Origin of the sequence: Pelagibacterium lentulum (assembly GCF_003992625.1) — a bacterium.
In the GTDB taxonomy this organism is placed as follows: Bacteria; Pseudomonadota; Alphaproteobacteria; order Rhizobiales; family Devosiaceae; genus Pelagibacterium; species Pelagibacterium lentulum.
The window spans coordinates 223,504-246,362 of sequence record NZ_RZMW01000048.1; the positions used below are offsets into that span (position 1 = coordinate 223,504).

At 59.7% G+C, this 22,859-nt stretch carries 21 protein-coding genes and 2 pseudogenes; 7 read left to right on the forward strand and 16 right to left on the reverse strand.

Going from position 1 to position 22,859, the window contains the following annotated elements:
- Positions 1-157: 157 nt before the first annotated feature.
- Positions 158-1,045, reverse strand: a complete 888-nt coding sequence (locus EO133_RS19535) for a LysR family transcriptional regulator (protein WP_127074321.1) — start codon at positions 1,043-1,045, stop codon at positions 158-160.
- 139 nt (positions 1,046-1,184) lie between these two features.
- Between EO133_RS19535 and EO133_RS19540 the strand changes: the two genes are divergently transcribed.
- The 5 genes from EO133_RS19540 (at position 1,185) to EO133_RS19560 (ending at position 6,210) form a co-directional block, all read left to right on the forward strand.
- Complete coding sequence (locus EO133_RS19540) at positions 1,185-2,369, forward strand: MFS transporter (RefSeq protein ID WP_127074322.1); 1,185 nt, start codon at positions 1,185-1,187, stop codon at positions 2,367-2,369.
- A gap of 67 nt (positions 2,370-2,436) precedes the next feature.
- Positions 2,437-3,528, forward strand: a complete 1,092-nt coding sequence (locus EO133_RS19545) for an alpha/beta hydrolase (RefSeq protein ID WP_127074323.1) — start codon at positions 2,437-2,439, stop codon at positions 3,526-3,528.
- A gap of 127 nt (positions 3,529-3,655) precedes the next feature.
- Positions 3,656-4,009 carry a cyclophilin-like fold protein gene (locus tag EO133_RS19550; protein WP_244640752.1) on the forward strand — a complete coding sequence of 118 codons (354 nt, stop codon included), beginning with the start codon at positions 3,656-3,658 and terminating at the stop codon, positions 4,007-4,009.
- A gap of 181 nt (positions 4,010-4,190) precedes the next feature.
- Positions 4,191-4,937 carry an SDR family oxidoreductase gene (locus EO133_RS19555; protein WP_127074325.1) on the forward strand — a complete coding sequence of 249 codons (747 nt, stop codon included), beginning with the start codon at positions 4,191-4,193 and terminating at the stop codon, positions 4,935-4,937.
- A gap of 283 nt (positions 4,938-5,220) precedes the next feature.
- Positions 5,221-6,210 carry an aldo/keto reductase gene (locus EO133_RS19560; RefSeq protein WP_127074326.1) on the forward strand — a complete coding sequence of 330 codons (990 nt, stop codon included), beginning with the start codon at positions 5,221-5,223 and terminating at the stop codon, positions 6,208-6,210.
- Between the two features lie 388 nt (positions 6,211-6,598).
- On the opposite strand, the gene EO133_RS19565 is transcribed toward EO133_RS19560, so the two are convergent.
- The 15 genes and pseudogenes from EO133_RS19565 to EO133_RS19635 all read right to left on the reverse strand — a co-directional run bounded on the left by EO133_RS19565 (position 6,599) and on the right by EO133_RS19635 (position 20,702).
- Positions 6,599-8,101, reverse strand: a complete 1,503-nt coding sequence (locus EO133_RS19565; protein ID WP_127074327.1) for an L-lactate permease — start codon at positions 8,099-8,101, stop codon at positions 6,599-6,601.
- A gap of 8 nt (positions 8,102-8,109) precedes the next feature.
- Entirely contained in the window at positions 8,110-9,123 is a 1,014-nt protein-coding gene (locus EO133_RS19570; protein ID WP_127074328.1) for a 2-hydroxyacid dehydrogenase, read from the reverse strand.
- A 56-nt stretch (positions 9,124-9,179) separates the two neighbouring features.
- Positions 9,180-9,275 (reverse strand): annotated as a pseudogene (locus tag EO133_RS20660) (EamA/RhaT family transporter); the annotation flags it as partial.
- 539 nt (positions 9,276-9,814) lie between these two features.
- Positions 9,815-10,558, reverse strand: a pseudogene (locus EO133_RS19580) (IS5 family transposase).
- An 87-nt stretch (positions 10,559-10,645) separates the two neighbouring features.
- Positions 10,646-11,197, reverse strand: a complete 552-nt coding sequence (locus tag EO133_RS19585) for a gamma carbonic anhydrase family protein (RefSeq protein WP_127074329.1) — start codon at positions 11,195-11,197, stop codon at positions 10,646-10,648.
- Between the two features lie 122 nt (positions 11,198-11,319).
- The gene (locus tag EO133_RS19590) at positions 11,320-12,045 is read right to left on the reverse strand and encodes an RraA family protein (protein ID WP_127074330.1); all 726 of its coding nucleotides are present in this window, start codon (positions 12,043-12,045) and stop codon (positions 11,320-11,322) included.
- Between the two features lie 61 nt (positions 12,046-12,106).
- Positions 12,107-13,279 (reverse strand): ABC transporter ATP-binding protein, encoded by a 1,173-nt coding sequence (locus tag EO133_RS19595; RefSeq protein WP_127074331.1) that lies wholly within the window; start codon positions 13,277-13,279, stop codon positions 12,107-12,109.
- 17 nt (positions 13,280-13,296) lie between these two features.
- The gene (locus tag EO133_RS19600; protein ID WP_127074332.1) at positions 13,297-14,193 is read right to left on the reverse strand and encodes a carbohydrate ABC transporter permease; all 897 of its coding nucleotides are present in this window, start codon (positions 14,191-14,193) and stop codon (positions 13,297-13,299) included.
- A complete protein-coding gene (locus tag EO133_RS19605; RefSeq protein ID WP_371870918.1) occupies positions 14,180-15,097 on the reverse strand; it encodes a carbohydrate ABC transporter permease in 918 nt (305 codons plus the stop codon). The genes EO133_RS19600 and EO133_RS19605 overlap by 14 nt, the downstream gene beginning before the upstream one ends.
- Positions 15,098-15,273: 176 nt before the next feature.
- Entirely contained in the window at positions 15,274-16,620 is a 1,347-nt protein-coding gene (locus tag EO133_RS19610) for an ABC transporter substrate-binding protein (RefSeq protein WP_127074333.1), read from the reverse strand.
- A gap of 241 nt (positions 16,621-16,861) precedes the next feature.
- Positions 16,862-17,158, reverse strand: a complete 297-nt coding sequence (locus EO133_RS19615; RefSeq protein ID WP_127074334.1) for a YciI family protein — start codon at positions 17,156-17,158, stop codon at positions 16,862-16,864.
- 17 nt (positions 17,159-17,175) lie between these two features.
- Positions 17,176-18,078: an NAD(P)-dependent oxidoreductase gene (locus EO133_RS19620; RefSeq protein WP_127074335.1), complete on the reverse strand. Its 903-nt coding sequence runs from the start codon at positions 18,076-18,078 to the stop codon at positions 17,176-17,178.
- A 2-nt stretch (positions 18,079-18,080) separates the two neighbouring features.
- Positions 18,081-18,986: an amidohydrolase family protein gene (locus EO133_RS19625; RefSeq protein ID WP_244640754.1), complete on the reverse strand. Its 906-nt coding sequence runs from the start codon at positions 18,984-18,986 to the stop codon at positions 18,081-18,083.
- Between the two features lie 61 nt (positions 18,987-19,047).
- A complete protein-coding gene (locus EO133_RS19630) occupies positions 19,048-19,824 on the reverse strand; it encodes an RraA family protein (RefSeq protein ID WP_127074337.1) in 777 nt (258 codons plus the stop codon).
- A gap of 173 nt (positions 19,825-19,997) precedes the next feature.
- Complete coding sequence (locus tag EO133_RS19635) at positions 19,998-20,702, reverse strand: GntR family transcriptional regulator (RefSeq protein WP_164735109.1); 705 nt, start codon at positions 20,700-20,702, stop codon at positions 19,998-20,000.
- 147 nt (positions 20,703-20,849) lie between these two features.
- Here EO133_RS19635 and EO133_RS19640 point away from each other — a divergent pair, with 147 nt between their 5' ends.
- A complete protein-coding gene (locus tag EO133_RS19640; protein ID WP_127074339.1) occupies positions 20,850-22,073 on the forward strand; it encodes a CaiB/BaiF CoA transferase family protein in 1,224 nt (407 codons plus the stop codon).
- Complete coding sequence (locus EO133_RS19645) at positions 22,070-22,858, forward strand: enoyl-CoA hydratase/isomerase family protein (RefSeq protein ID WP_127074340.1); 789 nt, start codon at positions 22,070-22,072, stop codon at positions 22,856-22,858. The genes EO133_RS19640 and EO133_RS19645 overlap by 4 nt, the downstream gene beginning before the upstream one ends.
- Position 22,859 lies beyond the last annotated feature (1 nt).

A 22,859-nucleotide genomic window follows, 5' to 3' on the forward strand; every position in this document is an offset into this window, starting at 1 on the left:
CGAGCAGATGACGTCGATCCGCGCCATCGCGGGCAAGCAGGGATAGTTGCTGGATAGCGGCTTTGACCAGACCGGAAAGGCTGTCGTTATCGGTCCAGGAAGAAAAGACCTTGAGGTCAATTCTCTCCCTCCCCGGACCCAGCAACTCTTAGGTCGCTTAGAACCGGAGGGCGTCGACAATGACCCTGAAAGCCGGCAGGTTCTGCCTTCGGCTCGGGAAGTAGATGTAGTAACCCGAGAAGAACGGTGACCAGTCGTCAAGAATCTGCACCAGGTCTCCTGCCGCGATGTGCTGTACGACTAAATCCTCGGGAATGTAGGCTATGCCGTAGCCGTTCAGCGCGGCATCAACCATTGCCTGCGAGGCGGTGAAGGCGAGCTGGCCATCGACGCGGACGCGAAGATTCTGCCCGTCCTTCTCGAATTCCCAGGCGTAAAGGCTGCCGGCCCTGAGGTGCCGGTGGTTGATGCAGGTGTGTCCGATCAGCTCTTGCGGGTGAACCGGCGCGGGATGCGTTTTCAGGTATCCGGGAGACGCGACTGCCACCAAGCGCCAATCCGGACCGATCCGGACGGCGATCATGTCCTTCTCGACGCTCTCGCCAAGGCGAATGCCCGCGTCGAAACCTTCCTCGACGATGTTACGAAACCCATTGTCGATGTTCAGTTCGAGCTTGATGTCGGGGTAGTTGATAAGCACGGGTCGCAGCTTCGGCCAGACGTAGCTGTGATGTGCGTGATCGGACAGCGTTATCCTGATCGTCCCGGCCGGCTTGTCGCGAAACTCCGTCAGCGAGGCGATCTCTGCCTCTATCTCTTCCACGCGCGGCGCGAGTGCCTGGCGCAGGCGCTCTCCCGCCTGCGTCGGCGCGACGTTACGCGTCGTGCGGGTCAGGAGCCGGATGCCCATCTGAGACTCGAGGCGCTTGATGGTGTGGCTGAGCGTGGACTGGGCGATGCCGAGCTTGGCAGCAGCGCGCGTGAAACTGCGCTCCTCGGCAACGGCAAGGAACCACAACAGGTCGTTGAACTGCCCTCGCGCCATACCCTGCTCCCATGTTGCTAGACCACTTATGCCGCCTATCGATTAATGCAATCGTATTTGCACGTCTAATACATTTGTCCGGTTACTGCTATCTCTGCCCCATCGAAAGTCGGCACTGCAGCCGGAAGCGAGGCGCAGAATGACCACGACACTTCCAACTGAAACAACCGACACGCGCTCCGCCTGGGGTGCTGTCATGTCGATGGCGCTCTGTGTCGCCGTACTCATTGCGTCGGAGTTCATGCCTGTCAGCCTGTTGACCCCGATTGCGGGCGAACTTGGCGTCAGCGAGGGACAGGCCGGTCAGATGATCTCGATCTCCGGTCTCTTCGCGGTGATCACCAGCCTCACGATCGCCGGACTGACCCGCGGCATTGACCGCAAGCAGGTGCAGTCTGGTTTCGCAGTCCTTCTGATCGTCTCGACCCTGATTGTCGCCTTCGCGCCGAGCTATCCCGTGCTGATGATCGGTCGCGGATTGCTTGGCATTGCCATTGGCGGGTTCTGGTCGATGTCGACTGCTATTGTGATGCGCCTTCTGCCAACTGATCAAGTGCCTCAGGGGCTGGCAGCGCTCAACGCGGGCAATGCGATCGCCGCCACGATATCGGCGCCTCTGGGCGCATGGCTTGGCGACATCATCGGCTGGCGCGGTGCCTTTGCGCTAATCGTTCCGGTCGCCGTGCTCGCCCTTGTCTGGCAGAGGATACACATGCCGCCGTTACCACCTCGCGGGATTCGGCGCGCCAATCCTCTCGGTCTGCTCTTGCGCCGACAGGTCGCACTCGGGATGGCGGCAATCTTTCTGATGTTCATGGGCCAATTTGCTCTGTTCACCTATTTGCGACCATATCTCGAGGGAGTGGTAGGTTTCTCCGTCCCGATGCTCTCGATTGGCTTCCTGGCCCTGGGGCTCGCAGGCCTCGTCGGGACCTGGACGATCAGTCGCCTTTTGCGGACGCGTCTCTACAGCATCTTGATCACCATTCCCGCTGTGATGGCGGTGCTTGCAATCTTGATGATCGCCTTGCCGGAACTGCCAGTCGGCGCCGGCGTGCTGATTGTCCTTTGGGGCTTCTTTGCAACGGCCGCCCCTGTCGGCTGGGGCACCTGGCTTGCCCGGACGCTCGGACCCGATGCCGAGGCCGGTGGTGGGCTCCAGGTTGCGACGATCCAACTTGCGATAATGGGCGGCGCGGCGATTGGCGGACTGATTTTCGATGCGCTCGACTGGCAGGTCACATTCGGCCTCGCGGCAGTGCTCCTGGGCGGTTCGTCCCTTTGCGCTCTGATCGCCTTGGTTCACCAGAGGAGTCAATCATGAGCCATCACGATACCGGCTCGCCTGACTTTCACCACATCACGACATCTGCTAAAAAGGAGCAAATGACATGACCGAAGCAACTGTTCATGCACCGAACGACCTGCCCAATGCGGGCCGTCGGACGCTGTTGATGATGACCGGCGCAAGTCTCGCCGCCGCAGGGCTTGCCTCGATGGGTGCCGCGCCCGCTCGGGCGCAGACCAACGACGAATGGGACAAGACCTTTCCCCGCAGTGACGCTGTGACTCATGAGAAGGTCACCTTCACGAACCGCTATGGCGTCACACTCACAGGCGATCTGTATGTTCCTGCCGATCGCGGGGATGCAGCCTTGCCGGCGCTGGCCGTCGCCGGGCCGTTCGGTGCCGTCAAGGAGCAGTCTGCCGGTCTCTATGCCCAGACCATGGCCGATCGCGGCTTCGTCACGCTGGCCTTCGACCCCTCCTTTGTTGGCGAAAGCGGCGGCGACGTCCGTGACGTGGCCTCGCCCGACATCAACACCGAGGACTTCATGGCCGCGGTCGATTGCCTTGGCCTGCACAGCGCTGTTGACCGCGAGCGGATCGGCGTCATCGGAATCTGCGGTTTTGGTGGCATGGCGCTGAACGCTGTTACGGCCGACAAGCGCGTCAAGGCAGTGGCCACGACCAGCCTGTATGACATGTCACGCGTCATGGCGCGTGGCTATTACGACAGCCTGACGGACGAGCAGCGGGCCGAGAGCCTCGAGCAGATGAGTCGTCAGCGCTGGACGGATGCCGAGACGGGTGAGCCTGCAATGGCCGGTGGTCTGCCCAACAGCCTGGACGGCATCGATGATCCTGTTATCCGCATGTATCATGCCTACTACAAGACTGAGCGGGGCTATCACCCGCGCTCGGTCAACTCGAACGGCGGCTGGACGGTGACCAATCCGCTGTCCTTTATGAACATGCCACTGTTGACCTATGTCGCGGAAATCTCGCCCCGCCCGATGCTACTGATCGCGGGCTCCGAGGCGCATTCGCTTTACCTCAGCGAGGACGCCTTCGCCGCCGCTGCCGAGCCGAAAGAGCTCATGATCATTGAGGGCGCTGACCATGTCGATCTGTACGACCAGATGGACGTGATCCCCTTCGACCGGTTGGCCGAGTTCTTTGGCGAGCATCTCGCGGCCTGAGCAATGCTGAGTGTCGTGTGCGCGAGCACGAACCATACCCGCCCATATCCGTTGAACAAAGGAATGTCACATGTGGAAATCAACATTGGGCGCTGCCGCTTTCGCCCTGGGATTGACTGGAGCTGCCATGGCACAAGAACAGATTCGTATCTCGTCTGATTGGGGCGAGGTGACCGCCACGCTTGCCGATAACGAAGCCGCCGATGCCCTGTTGGAGATGCTGCCGCTGACCATCGATATGCGCGACCATCTGCGTCAGGAAAAAACAGGATTTCTGCCGTCAGACTTGCCCGAACTTCCGCGACAGCGGGACTTTTCGACCGGCACGCTCGGTCTGTGGAGTTCCAATCACTTCGTGATCTATTACAGCGCCGGTAGCGTCCCCAATCCGGGGATCATCATCCTCGGGCAGGTCACGGGCGATGTATCGATCTTCGATCGCTCCGGCGACGTCACCGTTGAACTGACGCACCTCGAATGACCCGGCAGCATTGCCGGCGCCCACAAGCGTCACTCCGGACATAGCGTCCATGATGCGCCGGAGGTGACCGCGTTCACCGCAAACACAACTGCCAAGAACTTCAATCACAGCACTTCTGATCCGGCCATCCCCTTGGCGTGGCCGGAAGCCAGAGTGCCATACATCCTCCATGGAGAGAAAAATGAACGACAGCACCACTGGAAAAGTCATCGTCATCACCGGCGCCTCCAGCGGCATGGGCCAAGCCGCAGCGCGCTACCTCGCTGCAAAGGGCGCAAGCGTCGTTCTGGGCGCGCGGCGTGTAAACCGCCTGGAGGCGCTCGCGGCCGAAATCACCGAGGCCGGCGGCAAGGCAATTGCCGTGGCGACCGACGTAACAAAACGGGCGGACCTGCTAAAGCTGGTGGACACAGCCGTCAAGATTTACGGTAGGATTGACGTGCTAATCAACAATGCAGGCATAATGCCACTGTCCCCCCTCGAGCGGCTCAAGGTTGACGAATGGGACCAGATGATCGACGTCAACCTGAAGGGCGTGCTCTACGGCATTGCTGCCGCACTTCCCTACATGAAGGAGCAAAAGGCGGGCCATATCATCAATCTGTCGTCCATCGCGGGACACAAGCTCTTCGGTGGTTCCGCCGTTTATTCTGCCACGAAGTTTGGCGTGCGCGCCATCAGTGAGGGACTCCGGCAGGAAGTGAAGCCATACAACATTCGCACCACAATCATTTCTCCCGGTGCGGTAAAGACCGAACTGCTTGACCACATCACCGAGCAGGATGTTCAGAAGGCAAACCAGGACTATGTCGGCCAAGTTGGCGTTCCGGCCGAGACGTTCGCTCGGCTGGTGGACTTTGCCATCAGCCAGCCAGAAGACGTTGACATCAACGAGATTCTCTTCAGGCCCACTGCTCAGGAACTTTGATTTCAAGAAGACACGTTGTGCCTAATCTCACCCACTGGGTCACTCCTCGGCGGAAATCAACACCAGGAGGGCCCGTTATCATCCGGTCGCAGAGCCCTGCACCAGACGACGTGAACCTTTTGACAAGCTGCGGTCGTCCCTTGACGGGCATCTCAGCGCACAATTCTCAAAGGGAAGCTTCGGGCGCCCATTCGTACTATTACTGACGCCGGTCGTGTTGCCTGTCGAGGCGTTCCGGTTGATGACGAGGCTCCGTCAGCCGATCAACTGAAAGGAAACGAACATGCATTATCGCAAGCTGGGTCAAGGTCTTGAAGTCTCTGCGTTGTCCCTCGGTGCCATGGGTTACGGGAAGTCCCGTGATATTCCCGACCGGGCGGAGATGATTACTCTGCTGCGGGCAGGGGTCGATCGCGGCATGAATTTCTTTGATACTGCTGAGGTCTATGGGCCCTGGACCAATGAAGAAATGGTCGGCGAGGCATTCGCAGGTATGCGTGATAAGGTCATCATCGCTACAAAGTTCGGCTGGGATATCGACCAGCAGACCGGCGAACATCGCGGCGGGGTGAACAGCAAGCCCGAACAGATCAGGCAGGCAATCGAGGGCAGTTTACGCCGCCTTGGGACCGACTACATCGACCTCTATTATCAGCACCGCGTTGACCCGGACGTGCCGATGGAGGACGTCGCTGGAACGGTCAAGGACCTGATCGCCCAGGGCAAGGTGCGATATTTCGGATTGTCGGAAGCAGGAGCGGGATCGATCCGCCGGGCACATGCGGTGCAGCCGGTGGCAGCACTTCAAAGCGAGTATTCACTATGGACTCGGGATCCGGAAGGCGAAGTGCTGACCACCTTGGAGGAACTTGGGATTGGACTTGTGCCGTTCAGCCCTTTGGGCAAGGGCTTCCTGACCGGGAAGATCGACAACAGCACGACATTCGCCAGCAATGATCTCCGCGCCAACATTCCGCGCTTTGCCCTTGAGGCGCGTGAAGCCAATCAGCTTCTGGTTGACTTGATCCGCCGCATTGGTGACGCGCACGAGGCGACACCGGCTCAGGTGGCGCTGGCGTGGCTGCTCGCCCAGAGACCTTGGATCGTGCCCCTGTTCGGTACGCGAAGGCTAGATCGCTTCGAGGAGAACGTTGGCGCCCTGGGCGTAACCCTCAAGTCGGAAGAGCTGCAAGAATTAACTGACAGCAAGGTCACAACACCCGTAGCAGGTGCACGGTATCCCGATTCACACCTGCGCCTCACTGGCCTTTAGGGCTTGCTCGACATAGAGGTCGGGAACGCCGTCGTCTGAAGTCAAATCTGCGAGAAGGACGGCAGATTTGGCCGCAAACGCGCCAAAAGCTGTTGGGCCGGAACCCACCGCCATCAAGACGTTGTAGCTCGCTTAGTGGACCTGCCGCTTTCGGGGAATCAAGTTGGCCGTGTGAATGTCCAGAATTGGGGCGCAAAGCCGCAAAAATGCCTGTCGGTGTTTCTAAGGGGACTGGGATTCCCTCGGCCTCCTTCATGCCCTTGTGGCCGCTGCCTCGCGTCACTTGTTCTTCGTTCTGCGGCCTTTTGCCGATGCTTCACACGGGCAGAATTGCGCACCAACCGGTCTCGGCCCAAGGTCATAGGCGACCGCTCCAACAGAGCAGCGCTCACAGTGGCACAGTTGCAAACGTTACCAGGACCATAACCAGAAGCCCGCCCGCGACCGCATAGGTGGCACAGGTGACGGCTGTCCGGGCAAGGATATCACCTTCGCGGCGGTGTAAGCCGACCGTAGCGGCGCCGGCGATGATGTTGTGTGGCGCCACGATGTTCCCGATGGCGGCTCCGAACCCTTGCGCTGCAACCATCGTCGTCGCGGGCAGCGCCAGCGCGCCCGCCGTCGTCAGCTGGAAGTGAGCGAACAGGATGCTGGATGCCGTCGCGGAGCCGGTGACGAAGGTGCCGAGCACACCGACTGCCGGTGCCAGCAGTGGCCAGACCGCGCCGCTGCTGGCGGCCCCCTCGGCGAGTGTGGCGATCATGCCCGAGTGGACCATCAGCCGTGCCATCGCCAGCATGGCCAGCAACGCGGCGGCCACAGGAAGGACACGCGCAGCCGCCGCGACAGCCGCCGGCAGGAGGTGTGACGCACGGCCCGTTGCCAATCCGCCCAAAACGAAGCCCAGGAGCAGGATCGTGCCGGGATGGTAGAACGGCTGAAAGGTGCCGCGGAAGGTGTCGTGCAGGCTCCAGCCAATCTGGATGCCGCCGAGCACTGCCGGGAGCGGATCGATCAGCCGGGTCGCCAGCACCAGGGCCAGAATAATGAGATAGGGTGCGGCGGCCAGCAGAAGGCTCGCAGGCGCGGGCAGCTTCGCCCGCCCGCCGGCGCGCCACCGCATGGTCACGACAAACATTATCGCACCGGCCAATGCACCGCCGAGTGTAGGCAATTCCGGTCCGGCGAGGATCGCGAGCGCGACAAAAGGGACGAAGAAGCAGGCGCCCGCCAATAGCGCCCAGATCGCAATGCGCAGCGACAAGGGCGCCCCGGCCATCCTCATAACGACCGCGACGAGAAACGTCCCCAACGCCGCGTGAAGAAGCGCCGTCGCGACACCTATCTCGGCGGCAGGCAGTCCGGTGATTTCAGCTTGCGCGAAGATCGGCGTGCCGACGGCGCCGAACGAGACTCCCGCAGCATGTCCGACAAGCGCCATGGCGACGGCGGTTATCGGGGGATAGCCGAGCCCGACGAGCAGGGGCGCTGCCAGCGCGACCGGCGTCCCGAAGCCGGCCGCGCCCTCCATGAAGAGGCCGAAGAACCAGGCAATCAGCACCGCCTGCAACACCCGATCGTCGGTGAGCCCGACAAGCGCCTCGCGGATGACCTCAAGTGCACCCGTGCGCTGTTGCAATTCGTAGATTGAGAGTGCCGGCAGAACGACCCACAGAATACTGAAGGTCGAATGAAGCGCCTCTGTGAAGATTCCCGCGATCGCCCATGTGACCTCCACCGTCGGCGCTATGCCTGAGAGATCAAAAAAGCCGAGGGCCAAAACGAGTGTTATCAGAGTGCCGGCGGCGCCCGCTTTCGCCGCCGGCCATCGTAGTACACCCATGGAAGCAAGTACCACGATCAGCGGTGCGCTCGCTGCCAGGAGCGTCATCGGTGTACTCATCCGCCCTGCCGCATCACCTCGGAGCGAACGGGATGCAGCGGCTGCCCCTCTCGCTCGAACCCGCTGATGTTATCGATCGTGGTCTGGGCGATCGCTCGCAGTGCCTCTTCGGTAAAAAAGGCTTGATGGCCGGTGATGAGCACATTGGGAAAGGTCAGAAGGCGCGAAAAGACATCGTCGGGAATGATGCGGTTCGACAGATCCTCAAAGAAAAGATCAGCCTCCTCCTCGTAGACGTCGAGGCCAAGGCTGCCGAGAGTGCCATTCTTGAGGCCGCGGATGACCGCGCGCGTATCGATGACCGCGCCGCGGCTCGTGTTGATAAGCATGGCGCCGCGCTTCAAAGTGGAGAGCGCATTATCATCGATAAGATGGTGCGTCGCGGGCGTCAACGGACAGTGCAAGGTAACCACATCGCTCTGGGCAAGCAGGTCCCCAATGGGCAGGTACTGGACGCCCTGCTCCACGCATCGGGGATTTGGAGCGGGATCGTAAGCAACAACACGGCAGCCGAACCCGGTCATTATCCTGGCCACGATCTCTCCGATCAATCCGGTGCCGACGATCCCGACGGTTTTGCCGTTGAGGTCAAAGCCGAGCAGTCCATCAAGCGCGAAATTGCCCTCCCGCACCCTGTTATATGCGCGATGTGTCTTACGGTTAAGTGTCAGCATGAGCGCGACGGTGTGCTCGGCCACCGCATGAGGCGAATATGCCGGCACACGCCCGACCGCAATGCCAGCGGCTTCGGCAGCGGCGAGATCAACATGGTTGAAACCGGCCGAGCGTAGCGCAAGAAAACGCACGCCCAGATCCCGCAATTGCGCGATCACTTTCCGGTTCACGTCGTCATTGACGAAGACACAGACAGTTCCCGCCCCGGTCGCCAGTGCCGCCGTCTCCTCGGACAACCGAGGCTCCAAATAGATCAGCTCGAGCCGGACCTGCTCATTGGCCACGTCAAGAAAGCGGCGATCATGTGGCTTGGTGCTAAAGACGGCGACGCGCATGATCGAATGCTACAGAAGGCCGATCGGGACGGCAATTACATTATAGTCGGTGCTGCCGAAACTGGCAGGGTCAGGATGCTCATGATCGGCAGTGACAGGATGAGGGCCCAAGAGATTACTTGCCCACCACCAAGACGTCGGGAAAGCGTGGCGAGGATCGACGCGGGTGTATTGATTTTGCCGGCTTTGAGGTACTTTATCGGGGTGCTAAATTCGACGCCTGCCGTCTATGCCCTACCGCGAAACGACCGATAGATCCCGATAGTTCACAGAATTTTTTGCTGTCCTGACGTTCCAAAAACCCTAGCAAAATCAAAATGCTAACTTTTTGACGGGCCCGCTCACGGTGTTGGGAACCGAAAAGGAAATGTTCTGTAGGAAAATCAATTCCTTAGGACGGGAAAATAATGGAGTGGGAGTGAGGATCGTTCGGCCTCGTCAGCTCTTGATCAGAGGCGCTCCCAAGAGGGCAAGTGCATAGAGCAGGGCGGGTTTGCGTCGGGCATCCCCTTAGAGTGCCAGTAGCCTGCGCGTTGAAATAGGACAGGGCAGCAAACCATGTGCCTACGGTCGAACGTCCAAAAAGGGGCCGATCGCGGTCGGTCCGGTTCTAGTCAGAAATCTGACAAAGCCGCCGTTCAGCCCGACGCCACTTCAGACGTTGAACGCTAGAGTCCAGACTCATTCATAGTCAGTAGGCGACAGCGGCAGCGAGCATCATTGCGGAGAGGTAATTTCGGTCAAGCTTGTCGTAGCGGGTGGCAACGCGGCGGCAATCTTTGAGGCGGCAGAACATGGCCTCGACGTGCCAGCTATCCCTGTATCGCTTTTCATCCTAGCAAATGGCGCGCTTGCGGTTCCTGCGGCCGGGGATCATTGGGATGGTGTTCTGGTTTCGGAGTGTAGAGCGAAGGCGGTTGGCATCATAACCGCGGTCTGCGGTGACTCGCTTCATGCCTATGGTTTCTCCGATCAACAGATCAGCCCCCTTCACGTCCGAAGCGTTTCCAGGTGTCAGGATGAGGCGGAGCGGCCTTCCCAGAACATCGACAAGCGCGTGGACATTGGTGGTTTGGCCACCCACGCGAGATGCCAATGGCATTGGCTTTCGCCCGCCCCCCCTGCACAGCGATGGGCCTTGATATAGCTGCTGTCGATCTGGGCCGTTTCGGCGATCCAGCCCTGTTCGGTCAAGGCGGGGAGGATGCACGACCAGATGCCATGATGGCTCCAGCGGTTCCAGCGATTGTAGACTGTGGTCAAGGGGCCATACTCGGCAGGGCAATCAGCCCAGCGTCCGCCGCACTTGAGCATGTGGATGATCCCCGAATTCACCCGCCGATCATCAACTCGACGTGCTCCGGGCTGGTTTCTGGGAAAGGTGCGGCTCAATGACAGCCCAGGCTTCATCGCTCAACCAGAAAAGTCTGCTCATCAACGCCTCCAGCTTTATCCAAGGCTAGAGAATCTGATTTGCAGCATCTATTCAATGTGCTGATTGGGTTTGGGCCTAGGGCACGGCTTAGGCATAATCAAAGTCCGACCCCTTGGGGGCATGAACAAGTCCCGCGGCAAAGCGGTGGGCATTTCTGATGTATCCCTCGGCCGAGCGTTGCAGGCCTGCGATTGCGGCCTCATCGAGCTGGCGAATGACTTTACCGGGAGATCCCACAACCAGTGAGCCGTCGGGCACCTGCGTACCTTCGGTGATCAGCGCGCCTGCGCCGATCAGGCAATTGTCCCCGATGCGGGCGCCGTTGAGGACGATGGCCCCCATGCCGATCAGGCTGTCGTTGCCGATGGTGCACCCATGGAGCATGGCCTTGTGACCAATCGTGCAGCCCCGCCCGATGGTCAGTGGGAAGCCCATATCGGTGTGCAGAACCGTGTTTTCCTGCACATTGCTGCCCTGACCGATGGTGATGACCTCATTGTCGCCTCGCGCGACAACGCCGAACCAGATCCCGACATCCGCTTGAACAATGACCTTACCGACCAGAACCGCATTGGGCGCAATCCAAGCGACGTTGGGGTCGATCTGCGGGGCTGTGCCGTCGAGGGAATATCGGGGCATTCATGAGGTCCTTGCAAGCAGAAACGTCGCCATTTCACAATGGCATCACCGCGTCCGGAGCCTGCCAGCTCCGCAATTGTCGATTGATGGGGCAGGTGCCAGAGCCACCTGCCCCATCAATACTACCAGGGACGCTCTTCCAGTTCGACTGTCTTGTCGTATGGCATGCCAAGCTTTTCATAAAAGGCACGGCGCATGCGGCGGTCCTTGTCCTGTACCATCCAAGCGCGCTTGGCGATTTCTTCGCCATCTTCCTGCGGGATCACGACAATACCATCGTCATCGGCGATCACGCCATCGCCCGGACGCACATAGACACCACCACAGGTAATCGGCTTGCCCATGGAGGAGAGTTCGAGGCGGCCTGCCATGTGCCGCATCGAACGGACCGAACAGAACACCGGGTCGTTCTGCATGATACATTCGCCGGAATCGCGGCAGGCGCCGTCGATGATGAAACCCACCGACCCCTTGACGCGCGCATCGAGCAGATTGTTGGAGCCGAGCAGCCCGCAACGGGACTGCTTGGTGTCGATCACATGCACTTCGTCTGGCGCGCCAAAACTGTGGCCGGCGGGCCAGAGGGCGTCAGGATGCGAGCTACGGTCGGGATTGCGCTTGTACTGGCGATCATCGAATTCATCATAGCTCATTGCCGGAATGGTGCGGTTGATGATGTTGAATTCGGCCGTCGTGGCAATGCCAGCAAAAAAGACGCCGGGAAACAGGGGCCGCAGACGCGGGTCCATCTCATAGGTGTTCATGTAACCCATGGAGTCGAGCGCGTCGGTAACGTCTGAGGTACGTACCTTGCGAAGAATTTCGAGAGTGGTGGAACTGATAGACATAAGTGCTTCCTGTTGGTGGTTAGTGGGTGTCTTGCCGCAAACTGCGGCCAGAGCGAAGATGCTAGCCAAGGATGGTCAGGCCGGTTCCCTCGTCGAAAAAGTGCATCCGCTCGGTATCGAGCCGCACCGTGACGGTCTGCCCAAGCCGCACGTCGCTCTTGGCGGTGAAGCGGGCGACGCAGCGGGCCTTTCCGGCGGAAGATTTGATTTCATCGAGACTGTCCGAGCTGCGCACTTCGGCCGCCTGGGCATCGATGCCAAGGTGCACGATAACATCGGACCCGAGAGCTTCGACAAGTTCGACCGCTGCCGAGATGCAGTTTTCCGGTTTTCCGTCTGGATCGCCTGCAGCATCGGATATGTCTTCGGGGCGGATACCAACGATCAGGCGCTTGCCCGAGTAGTCGCCGAGCTCGGCATAGCGCCCTTGAACCGGCAGCATCAGCGTATGCCCGCCCATCTTCAGCGCGAGCGCATCTGCCTTGCCTTCAAGGGTGGCCCAATACATGTTCATGGTCGGCGACCCGATGAACGCAGCAACAAAGGTGTTGCGTGGCTTGTTATAGATGTTTGACGGCGTATCGACCTGTTGCAGCGTGCCGTCCTTGAGTAGCGCAACGCGATGGCCCATCGTCATGGCCTCGACCTGGTCGTGGGTCACATAGATCGTGGTAACCCCAAGCCGATGCTGCAGCGAGGCGATCTCGGCGCGCATTTGCACACGCAGTTTGGCGTCAAGATTGGACAGCGGTTCGTCCATCAGGAACACCGCAGGTTTGCGCACGATGGCACGACCCATGGCCACGCGCTGTCGCTGGCCGCCGGACAATTGGCCGGGGCGCCGCTTGAGATAGGCCTCGAGTTCCAGGACCCGGGCTGCTTCCTGAACGCGCGTGTCGATTTCGCTCTTGGGCATTTTGGCGATCTGGAGGGGGAAGGCGATGTTGTTGTAAACGCTCATATGCGGATAGAGCGCATAGGACTGGAATACCATCGCGATGTCGCGATCTTTGGGGTGAACGTCGTTGACGAACTCATCGCCAATCCAGACAGCGCCGTCGGTAATTTCCTCGAGCCCCGCGATCATGCGCAGGGCGGTCGACTTGCCGCATCCGGACGGGCCGACCAGCACGAGGAACTCCCCGTCCTCTATGTCGAGCGAGACGCCATCTACCGCCTTGAGCGCACCGCCGGCATAGGATTTGGTCAGATTCTGTAGTGTCACACTGGCCATGAATTACTCCGAACGGATTACTTGAAGCCTTGGGTAGCGATGCCCTTGGTGAGCAAGCGCTGCGAAGCGAGGAAAAAGCCCAGCACCGGGCCGATGGAAACCAGCACCATGGCGAACAGGCCGCCAAAGGAAGAAGAACCGCTGGTTGGGTCCAGAAAGAGCCTCAAGGCGACCGGTACCGTCATGCGATTGGTGTCGGTGAGGTAGATCAGCTGGCTGAAGAAGTCGTTGTAGGTGTTGATGAAGGTGAACACCGCTGTCGTGGCAAGCGCCGGCATCGACAGGGGCAAGATAATGCGCCAGTAACGCTGCCAGTAGGATGCCCCATCCACCACTGCTGCCTGCTCGAGCTCGGCGGGCAGTGAACGCATGAACTGGACCATCAGGAAGATAAAGAACGCGTCATGCGCCAGGAACTTTGGCACCACCAGAGGCAGGATCGTATTCACCCAGCCGATGTTGAGAAAGAAGATGTACTGGGGAATGAGCTGTACATGGATCGGCAGCATCATCGTGCCGAGCATGATGGCAAACAGCACCCATTTGCCCCTGAACTCCAGCCGCGCGAACGCATAGGCGGCCATTGAACAGGCCAGGAGATTGCCGACGATCGCAAAGGCGCAGATGATGAACGAGTTGATGTAGAACCGGGTGAAGGTCAGGTCCCCGTAAAGGTTCCAGCCCCGCACGAAGTTTTCCAACGTCCAGTTGGTTGGGATAAAGCCCATGCCGCCAAAGATCTCGGCTTCCGGACGCAGGGCGCTGAACACCATCCAGATCACCGGATAGAGCATCACAAACAGCAGCGAGATGAGAATTGCGTGGAGTCCGAGGCCTTTGAGCCTGCGCATGTTCGCACGGCGCTGACGCTCGGCCTTCAGCAGTTCCGGATCGTAGGTCTTAGCGGTCGCCATAAAACACCCAATAGCGCGAGGACCAGAACAGCACGGCGGTCGCAAGACCGATGGCGATCAGCAAAATCCAGGCCATGGCGGAGGCATAGCCCATCTGGAGTTGCTGGAAGGCCTGCTGATAAAGATAGAGCGAATACAGAAGCGTGGAGTCGATCGGTCCGCCGCGGCCATTCGAGACGACGAAGGCCTGGGTAAATGACTGGAACGACCCGATCAGAAGCAGCACTGTATTGAAGAAAATAACTGGCGTTATCAGCGGCAAGGTAATGCGGCGGAAGCGCTGCAAGGCATTGGCGCCATCAATTGAGGCCGCCTCGTAATAGGAGTCCGGTATCTGGCGAAGTGCTGCCAGAAAGATCACCATCGAAGCGCCAAACGTCCAGACGTTGAGCGTGATCACCGACGGCAAGGCAAAGGTCGGATTGTTGATCCAGCCGCGCCCCGCAATGCCGACCAGGCTCAGCAGGTAATTTACAACGCCGCGTTCACCGAACACTTCCTTCCACAAAAGCCCGATACCGACACTCGCGCCAATCAGGGACGGTACATAGAAAAGGGATCGGTAAATTGCGAGCCCGCGCAGCCCCCGATTGAGGGCGACCGCGACGCACAGCGAGAAGATGAGGATGAGCGGGACAGAGAAGCCGACAAATTTCAGCGTCACCCAGATCGAGGCGACAAAACGGCGATCACCCGTGAAGAGGCGCACATAATTGTCAAAGCCGACCCAGGATGGCAGCCCGATAACGGCGTAATTTGTAAAGCTGAGATATAGCGAGGCCAGCATCGGCAGCGTGGTGATAAGCACGATTCCGCAGAGCCAGGGCAAAAGGAACAGGTAGGCCGCACGGTTCTCCGCCTTCTTAAGGGCCGACCCGGAACGGTTCTCGGGAATTTGGCGCAAAGGGCGTCCAGCTTCCGCTGCGGACAAGACCGGATTGTTGGATGAATCGATCGTGCTCAAAATGAAATCCTCCCTCGCGCCTCGGCAAACACTAGCAAAAGACTCACATCAGGGATGCGAATTTGTGCCAATCAATTGCGCGCGGACCAACGGTTGAGCCCGCGCGCAAGTTTGCGTTAGCGTGCAGCCTGGCTGAGTTGCTGCTGCAACTCGGAGATCAGCTGCTCGGCGCCCTGTTCGGGTGTGAGTTGCTCGAATGCGACCGCGTCATAACTGCGGTTGAGCACATCGGTCATTGCCTGATATCCGCCTGCGGGCCAGAAGACAGGATTGGCCGTGGGAACAACCTCGTTGTAGAGCTCGATCAGGCGAACCTGTGTCGGCTGGGTTGCGGGATCGGCGGCCTGGGCGTTGGCGAGTTCGGGAATGGAGACGACACCATTGTCCGACTGATAGATGCCCGCAGCCTCGGGGTTCTGGGTCCAGAAGTTGATCCAGGCGGCGGTGGCCGGAATTTGCTCCGCCGCACAGTTGGCGCCGATGGCAATGCCGTTGGTACCAAGATCCATGCCTACGGTTCCGTCAGGACCGACCGGGTAGGGGCGAGTATTGATTGTTGCACCCGGATTGACGGTGTTGGTCACCGTCTGGACTGAGCCGAGTTGGTTGGGCGGACGATTGGTTGCATAGCCGCGGCCGTTCGCCAGATTGGATTCTTCAACCAGCGCACTGTTTTCGCTGATCATTTCCTCAGGCGACTCGGTGACGCCTTCCCTGCGGAGCTCTTCCCAGTATTCGAACCAGGCAACCGCAATCTCCTGGGAAAATGCAACTTCGGAGCCCTCGAATACCTTCTCGCCATGCGACTGGACCCAGGGGATGAATGCGTCGGGTTCGCGACCCATGTTGTGGGTTGCAACGGCACCATCCGGCAGTGTCGCTTGGATTGCGCGCAAATGTTCGGCGTACTCTTCCCAAGTATAGGGCCATTCCATTGGCTCAACGCCAGCGGCAATACCGTTTTCGAGCATCTGCTCATTGTACATGAGCGCAAAGTAGAACACGCCGTGCGGGATCATGTAGAGATTGCCGTCGGCGCCGCGTGACGAGTCCATCACGGCGTCAGGTATGCCGGTGACATCGAGCGTGCCGTCGGCAACCAGATCGTCAAGCGGCATCAGAATGTCGGGGCGGGCATAGGTGGCCAGCCAGCGTGACTGCATGGTGATGGCGCAGGGCTGGTTGTTGCCAGCGGACTGGATCGTCAGGCGCTCCCAATAGGGAACGAAATCTGCGGTTTCGCGCGAGATCGATACGCCAGGGTTGGCCGCTTCAAACAATTGAATGATGCGGTCGGTCTTGTCATTGCGGACCTGACCACCCCACCAGCTAAAACGGATATCGCCCTGCAGGTCGTTGTCTTGAGCGATGGCGCCCATTGGCATGGTTGCAAGCGCAAGCGCCAGGAGCGACGTAGCGATCACCGGGCCGATAGCCACACTCGGAACTTTGGTGTCTTTCATAATTTCCTCCCTTTGAGATCGGGTCAAATCCAAGCGGCGCGTAGCGCCTTTTGGGTAAATCGGACTGCGATCTGGATTGGCGCCCCTGCCGCCCCCTCCTCGGGACCAGCGTCCTCGCCGATTTCACCTTCATATTCTTGTATGCAAGAATGCTGACTGTCAACGGGTATATCTTGTAAATTATCATCCAAATACGCATGCGTGGCATGATCCCGATCTGTTTTGTATGCAAACAGTGCATTCAGCCTTGCAAGTCCGCAGGCCGTTTCATGAACCAGTCCCATCGGGCGATGTCCAAAGTCCCGAAAACCCCTTGCGTCCAGTAAGGGTCGGCTCGGGCGAAGTCTTCGGCCGCCTGCTGGCTCTCGGCGCGCATAACGATCATGCTGCCGATCGGCTCACCTGCTGTATCAAGATAAGGGCCCGCCAGAATGAGATCATCTCCCAGACCCGCATAATAGGCGCGGTGCTGGGGACGATAGGCTAGCCGGTCTTTCATGCCATCGACTTTGTCGCGACCGCTTACAATGAACAACATTGGCGTCTCCCATGAGCTCAGGACGATTGCGTCTGGTAAAGTCGGGACACCGAGGCGCTGTCTTCCATGTCGTTGCCGGCATCGGCGTAGCGACCATACTGGCGCACCGCCGCATCGAGAAGCGGCAGCTCCAGGCCCAGGTCTTCCACGAAATGCGATACCGCCTTGAGATCCTTGTTGACCTGGCGCACATAGCTGCGCGGGGGGTCGAAATCGTCGGCGCTCATCTGGGTATAGATGCGCTGCAGCATGGCGCTGTCGGCAAGCCCGCCCTTGAGGCAAACGGGCAGGAGGTCGGGATCTATGCCTGTTGCGCGGCACGCTGCCAGCAATTCCGCCATCAGGATGTAGTTGGTGCCAACGATTGCCTGATTGAGGATTTTTGTCTTTTGCCCATTGCCGATCTCGCCCATACAGGTGACGTTCTGTCCTATGTCGCGCAGGATGGGCTCGACAGCGGCAAAACAAGCTTCATCGCCACCTGCCATGAGCGTCAATTGGCCCTCACGCGCAGGCTGGGGGCCGCCCGACATCGGAGCGTCGATCCAGTCGGCACCAAGTTCTTCCTTGAGCCGGGCCGCAAGCTTCAGGGTCGCCTCCGGTGAGGTGGTCGAGAGGTCAATCAGGACCTTTGCGCCTTCTCCCGCCCTGGCAAACCCGTCCGGCCCGAAGCAGACGCTTTCAATTGCATCGTCGCCCAGCACGCAAACCAGAACCACATCCGAACTTTGCCAGACCTCTTCAGGCGACTCCGCCCACTCCGCGCCGCTGTCCTTGACCTTGTCGAAGCGCTCGGGCTCGAGGTTCCACACTGTCAGCGCATAGCCCTTGTCGCGGAGGCGCTCGACGATGGGCGTCCCCATTATGCCAAGACCCACCATGCCCAGACGCACGTTGTTGTCGAAACCTTCGCCCTGCATTCTCAATCCCCTTTGGCCACGTCAATACGATAGATGCGGGCGGCATTGGCCCAGAACAGCTTGTCCTGATCTGACTTTGGCCTGTCCGCCACCGCACGCCCAAATCCGTTAAAGATCGTCGAGAAACCGGCGACAAGGCTATCGACGGGAAAGTTCGAGGCAAACATGCAGCGATCCGTCCCGAAAATGTCGATCGTCTCGAGGATTATCTGGCCGTTATCCTGCACGGTCCAGGGGCGCCCTTTCTGTCCCAAGCCAGAGATCTTGACCGCAATGTTGGGGCACTCGGCGGCACGCTTCATTGCTGCCCGCCAGCCGTCGAGCCCCTCGGGGCTTCTGTCGGATGGCAAGCCTGTGTGATTGATGATGATCTGGGTGTCGAGAAACGCCTGCGCGAGGTCCGCCGCTTCGCCCAGGTGCCACCAGGGGGTCTGCAGATCAAAGCTCAAACCGTTCGGTTCCAGCATGGCAAATCCCCGGCGAAACGCTTCATCGCCCATCGATCCCGGCGCGCCCATGACGACCTCGACGGGGCTTGTCGCTGACTTGGGCTTGTGGCGAATTCCCCGAACAAACGTAGTCTTCCCCAGAGCCTCGAGCACCTCCTGCGCGTCCTGCCGATCAAGCCAGGCCTGGGCCACCATGACACTGGGCAAGCCCTCGCGTTCTCGCACGGCATTCACCCAGGCCACCTCGCCCAAGGGGTCTTGCGGGTTCCATTCGGTCTCAATGAACACGCTGCCGACAACCTCGAACTCTGAGGCATCCTTGCGATAGTCTCCAGCAAGGTAGTTGCGCTTGATGGCACTGTAGTCACCATAGCGGAAATTGACCGGCTTGTCGGCCAGCCAGGGCAGGTAGTTGGCCTCGATGTCCCAGAAATGGTGATGCGCGTCTATGATCCGCACTGCAGTCTCCCGATTTTTCGGAGGCCGGTTGCCCGGCCCCCATTCATCCAGCAGCGTGGTATTAGCTTTCGAGTTCGGCGTAGTAGCGGTCGATCGCATCGGTATCGACGGTTTCATCATACTCACGGTTGAGCGCGTCATAGCGATTGCGGCGTGCCCGCATGTCGGCCAGCAGAACGGCCTTGGCGTGAAGCGCAGCCTGCTTGGCAACCTCGATCGGCACCACGACCAGGCCATCGTCATCACAGCCAACGATGTCGCCGGGGCGAACCTGAGCGCCGCCGATACCGATGAAGGTATTGAGCTCAACCACTTCGATGCGGCCCGGAATAATGGTGCGGCCGCGCTCGCGACAGACCATGGGTGTTTTTTGCATTGTCACTTCGCCGGTGTCGCGACAGTGACCGTTGGTAACGATACCCACGGCACCATGTGTCTGCAGCGCCAGAACGTTCTCGGAGCCGAAAAAGCCCACTTCGCCCGAACTGCCCACATCGGTGACAACAACGCTGCCCGGCTTGACGAGGTCGTTGAGCCCCCGGCCATTGTGGCCGTGACGGTCGAACCACAGGCCGTGCGCCCCAACGATTTCCTCGGTGGTTTCGAGAGGCCACATCGGTTTGTTGGACGGAACGCAGCGCTGGGTAACGGCTGGTCCCCAGAACTTCATGCCAAGCCATAGCGGCCGGATTTCCTGGGACACCAGGCCAATATTGAAATAGCCCAACCCATCAAGCGCATCGACCACGTCAACAACGCGCAGCGGTTCGAAATATTTGCGAATGTGGTAAGGATCAACGGCGTTGCCGTTGGCGTCCTTTGGCTCGTAGCTTGACATGTCGAAATCCCTTGTTGTCACGCAGCCAGCGCGACCGGTATGGAAAATATTCGGATGGGCTCCTCCCGTCCGCGCATCATTTTTGTATGCAAGAATTGCTCAAGTCAACGGCTCGTGGATGAAATATTTTGACCGCGTCGGTCCATCAGGGCAACAAACGCTGTCGACATCGCTCAGGGCTTGGAGTCGCTGCGGGTCTGCAGATAGGGCAGGCTGTTGAGGAAGTGCTGGCGTGTCAGCCGTGCCAGCAACTCTCCATCTCGCGAGGCAAGTGCCGTGAACATCTTTGTGTGTTCGAATAGGGCCTCGGTCCAGCGCCCGGTGTCGAGGTTGGCCAGAGCGCGCGCGCGTTCGACCCGCGGCACCAGCGATTGCCACACTGAAAGCAATACCGGATTTGCTGCGATCTCCACCGTTCTACGGTGGATCAGCTGGTTGATGCTCATGTAGGATGCGCGCTCCTGACGTCCATGAAAATCGATCATGTCGGCCAAAAGGCGCCCGATTTCGCCGATTTCTGCTTCAGAAATGCGCTGGCAGGCCAATTCGGCCGCCAGGCCCTCGACCGACCCGAACACAAGGAACAAATGCTCGAGATCTGGCGCATGAAGCTCGGAAACCAGCACGCTCCGGTTGGGCAGCAGGTCAACGAGACCTTCGGCTGCAAGCGTGCGAAAGGCCTCGCGAACGGGCGTGCGCGAAACACCAAGTTGGTCGCACAGCTGCATCTCCCGCAGCCGGGCGCCGGGGGGCAATTCTCCGGAAAGGATCATGGCGCGCAATCGGCTGGCTGCTTCTGTATGCAGTTGCCCCTTGCGCCGGCCAGCAGGGCCCCTGGTTTCGTCGGTTAGCGTATCGTTTTCAGGTTCGTTATCCATGACTGTTCGTATGCAGGAACGACAAAAAAAGCAAGACTGCGCATTTCCACCCTTGATTTTCGTGTTTGCCCAGTCTTGTATGCAAGATTGAGCGCCCAGAGTGGTGTTAAAACGACCGGCTAGCATCCCGGCACTATGGAGGAACCTATGCCCGCAGACGTCGCAGATTCGCAAGGAGCCGCTATTTCGGGCCCACTCCCACTTTCTGGCCTGCGCGTACTGGATCTAAGTCAGGTTATGGCGGGTCCGTTCTGCTGCATGTTGCTGGGGGACATGGGCGCTGACGTTATTAAGGTCGAACCGCCAGGCGTGGGCGACCAGACCCGCAAGTCCATGGGCTTTCGGATGAAAGGCGAGGACAGTCCCGGCTTTCTGGCGCTTAATCGCAACAAGCGCAGCATCGTGCTCGATCTTAAGAGCCCGCAGGGTCAGAAGGCGCTGCACAAATTGGTCGAGACGGCAGACATCCTTGTCGAGAACAGTCGGCCAGGCGTGACCAAGCGGCTTGCGTCCGATTACCAGACGCTGTCGCGAATCAATCCACGGTTGATCTATGCGAGCATCTCGGGATTCGGTCAGACGGGGCCCTGGTCCCAGCGCCCCGGCTTTGACTTGATTGCCCAGGCCATGGGCGGCGTGATCAGCGGAACCGGCATCCCCGGCGCCGAACCAGTCAAGTCCGGCATCCCGGTGGGTGATCTGGGTGCAGGCATGTTCGCGTGCTATGGTATTCTCTCAGCAGTGATCGGACGGCAGACGACCGGGCGCGGGCAATACATAGACACCTCCCTGCTCGACGCAGCCCTCGCGCTGTCGGTCTGGGAGAGCACCGAGTATTGGGCAACGGGGGTTTCCCCGGGCCCCTTAGGGACTGCCAACCGCATGAGCGCACCATATCAGGCTTTTGCAGGTTCCGCGGGCATGTTCGTGGTTGGCGCTGCAAACCAGAAGCTTTGGCTGATATTTTGCGACACCATCGGACGCCCCGAGCTCAAGGACGACCCGCGCTATGCAAACAACATCGATCGCGTGCAGCGCAGGGATGAGTTGGCCGAAGAACTGAAGCCGACGTTTCTGACTCGCCCGGCCGAGGAATGGGTCGACCTGTTCCTTGCTGCAGGCGTGCCTGCTGGCCCGATCAACGACTACAGCGTGGCTCTGGACAATGATCACGTCCGCCATCGCGAAGCGGTCATCGATATAGAGCACCCGACCGAAGGCAGCTTCAAGGCACTCGGCTTTCCTGCCAAGCTGTCCCACACCCCGGCGCGCGTGCGGCGACATCCTCCGCTACTGGGCGAGCATACCGAGGAAATCATGGCTGAACTCGGCCTCGGTGATGGTGCGGGCAAAGGTGCCGCCTCAGCATGACGACACCCGCAAACTCAGGACAGGTTCTGGTTGAGCGCGACGGTGGTGTTGCACGCGTCACGTTTGAACGGGTTGATGCCCACAATGCTTTCACCTGGGCGATGTATGAACAACTCGACGCCATTCTCGCCGAAATCAGCGCGGACCCCGATATACGCGTGGTGACGTTGCGCGGGGCGGGCGGCAAGGCGTTCGTGGCCGGTTCGGACATCTCCCAGTTCAAGGAATTTAAAGGAGGCGTCGACGGCATCGCTTATGAAGCCAAGATGGACCGCTACTTCGAGCGGATTCTTGCCGTGCCGGTGCCTACCGTGGCGATTATCGACGGTTGGGCTGTGGGCGGAGGCCTCAACATTGCAGCATGCTGCGACATTCGCGTTGCCAGCAGCCTTGCCAAATTCGGCAGCCCGATCGCTCGCACGATTGGCAACTGCGTCTCCATGAAAACCTATGCCCGGGTGTTGGGCGGGTTTGGCGAAGCCCGTGCCAAACGCATGTTGCTTCTGGCTGAGTTCATCGATGCCGAAGAGGCCTTGGCGGCCGGATTTCTTGCGCGCTTGGCCGAGCCGGAAACGATCGATCAGGTGGCCGACGAGGTCGTTGCGCGATTGCTTGAAAACGCCCCGATCACGCTGCACGTCAGCAAGGCCGCTCTTGGCCGGATTATGGCGCCCGATTGCGATCCGGCTGACGACCTCATCTCCCTGGCCTATGGCAGCGAGGATTTTCGCCGCGGCGTAGATGCCTTTGTAAGCAAGACTAGGCCCGAATGGTCAGGCCGCTGAG

Excerpts from the sequence above, each read along its gene's own strand:
- EO133_RS19535 (WP_127074321.1), bottom strand. The coding sequence starts at position 1,045 with ATGGCGCGAGGGCAGTTCAACGACCTGTTGTGGTTCCTTGCCGTTGCC.
- EO133_RS19540 (WP_127074322.1), top strand. The coding sequence starts at position 1,185 with ATGACCACGACACTTCCAACTGAAACAACCGACACGCGCTCCGCCTGG.
- EO133_RS19545 (WP_127074323.1), top strand. The coding sequence starts at position 2,437 with ATGACCGAAGCAACTGTTCATGCACCGAACGACCTGCCCAATGCGGGC.
- EO133_RS19550 (WP_244640752.1), top strand. The coding sequence starts at position 3,656 with ATGGCACAAGAACAGATTCGTATCTCGTCTGATTGGGGCGAGGTGACC.
- EO133_RS19555 (WP_127074325.1), top strand. The coding sequence starts at position 4,191 with ATGAACGACAGCACCACTGGAAAAGTCATCGTCATCACCGGCGCCTCC.
- EO133_RS19560 (WP_127074326.1), top strand. The coding sequence starts at position 5,221 with ATGCATTATCGCAAGCTGGGTCAAGGTCTTGAAGTCTCTGCGTTGTCC.
- EO133_RS19565 (WP_127074327.1), bottom strand. The coding sequence starts at position 8,101 with ATGACGCTCCTGGCAGCGAGCGCACCGCTGATCGTGGTACTTGCTTCC.
- EO133_RS19570 (WP_127074328.1), bottom strand. The coding sequence starts at position 9,123 with ATGCGCGTCGCCGTCTTTAGCACCAAGCCACATGATCGCCGCTTTCTT.
- EO133_RS19585 (WP_127074329.1), bottom strand. The coding sequence starts at position 11,197 with ATGCCCCGATATTCCCTCGACGGCACAGCCCCGCAGATCGACCCCAAC.
- EO133_RS19590 (WP_127074330.1), bottom strand. The coding sequence starts at position 12,045 with ATGTCTATCAGTTCCACCACTCTCGAAATTCTTCGCAAGGTACGTACC.
- EO133_RS19595 (WP_127074331.1), bottom strand. The coding sequence starts at position 13,279 with ATGGCCAGTGTGACACTACAGAATCTGACCAAATCCTATGCCGGCGGT.
- EO133_RS19600 (WP_127074332.1), bottom strand. The coding sequence starts at position 14,193 with ATGGCGACCGCTAAGACCTACGATCCGGAACTGCTGAAGGCCGAGCGT.
- EO133_RS19610 (WP_127074333.1), bottom strand. The coding sequence starts at position 16,620 with ATGAAAGACACCAAAGTTCCGAGTGTGGCTATCGGCCCGGTGATCGCT.
- EO133_RS19615 (WP_127074334.1), bottom strand. The coding sequence starts at position 17,158 with ATGTTGTTCATTGTAAGCGGTCGCGACAAAGTCGATGGCATGAAAGAC.
- EO133_RS19620 (WP_127074335.1), bottom strand. The coding sequence starts at position 18,078 with ATGCAGGGCGAAGGTTTCGACAACAACGTGCGTCTGGGCATGGTGGGT.
- EO133_RS19630 (WP_127074337.1), bottom strand. The coding sequence starts at position 19,824 with ATGTCAAGCTACGAGCCAAAGGACGCCAACGGCAACGCCGTTGATCCT.
- EO133_RS19635 (WP_164735109.1), bottom strand. The coding sequence starts at position 20,702 with ATGGATAACGAACCTGAAAACGATACGCTAACCGACGAAACCAGGGGC.
- EO133_RS19640 (WP_127074339.1), top strand. The coding sequence starts at position 20,850 with ATGCCCGCAGACGTCGCAGATTCGCAAGGAGCCGCTATTTCGGGCCCA.
- EO133_RS19645 (WP_127074340.1), top strand. The coding sequence starts at position 22,070 with ATGACGACACCCGCAAACTCAGGACAGGTTCTGGTTGAGCGCGACGGT.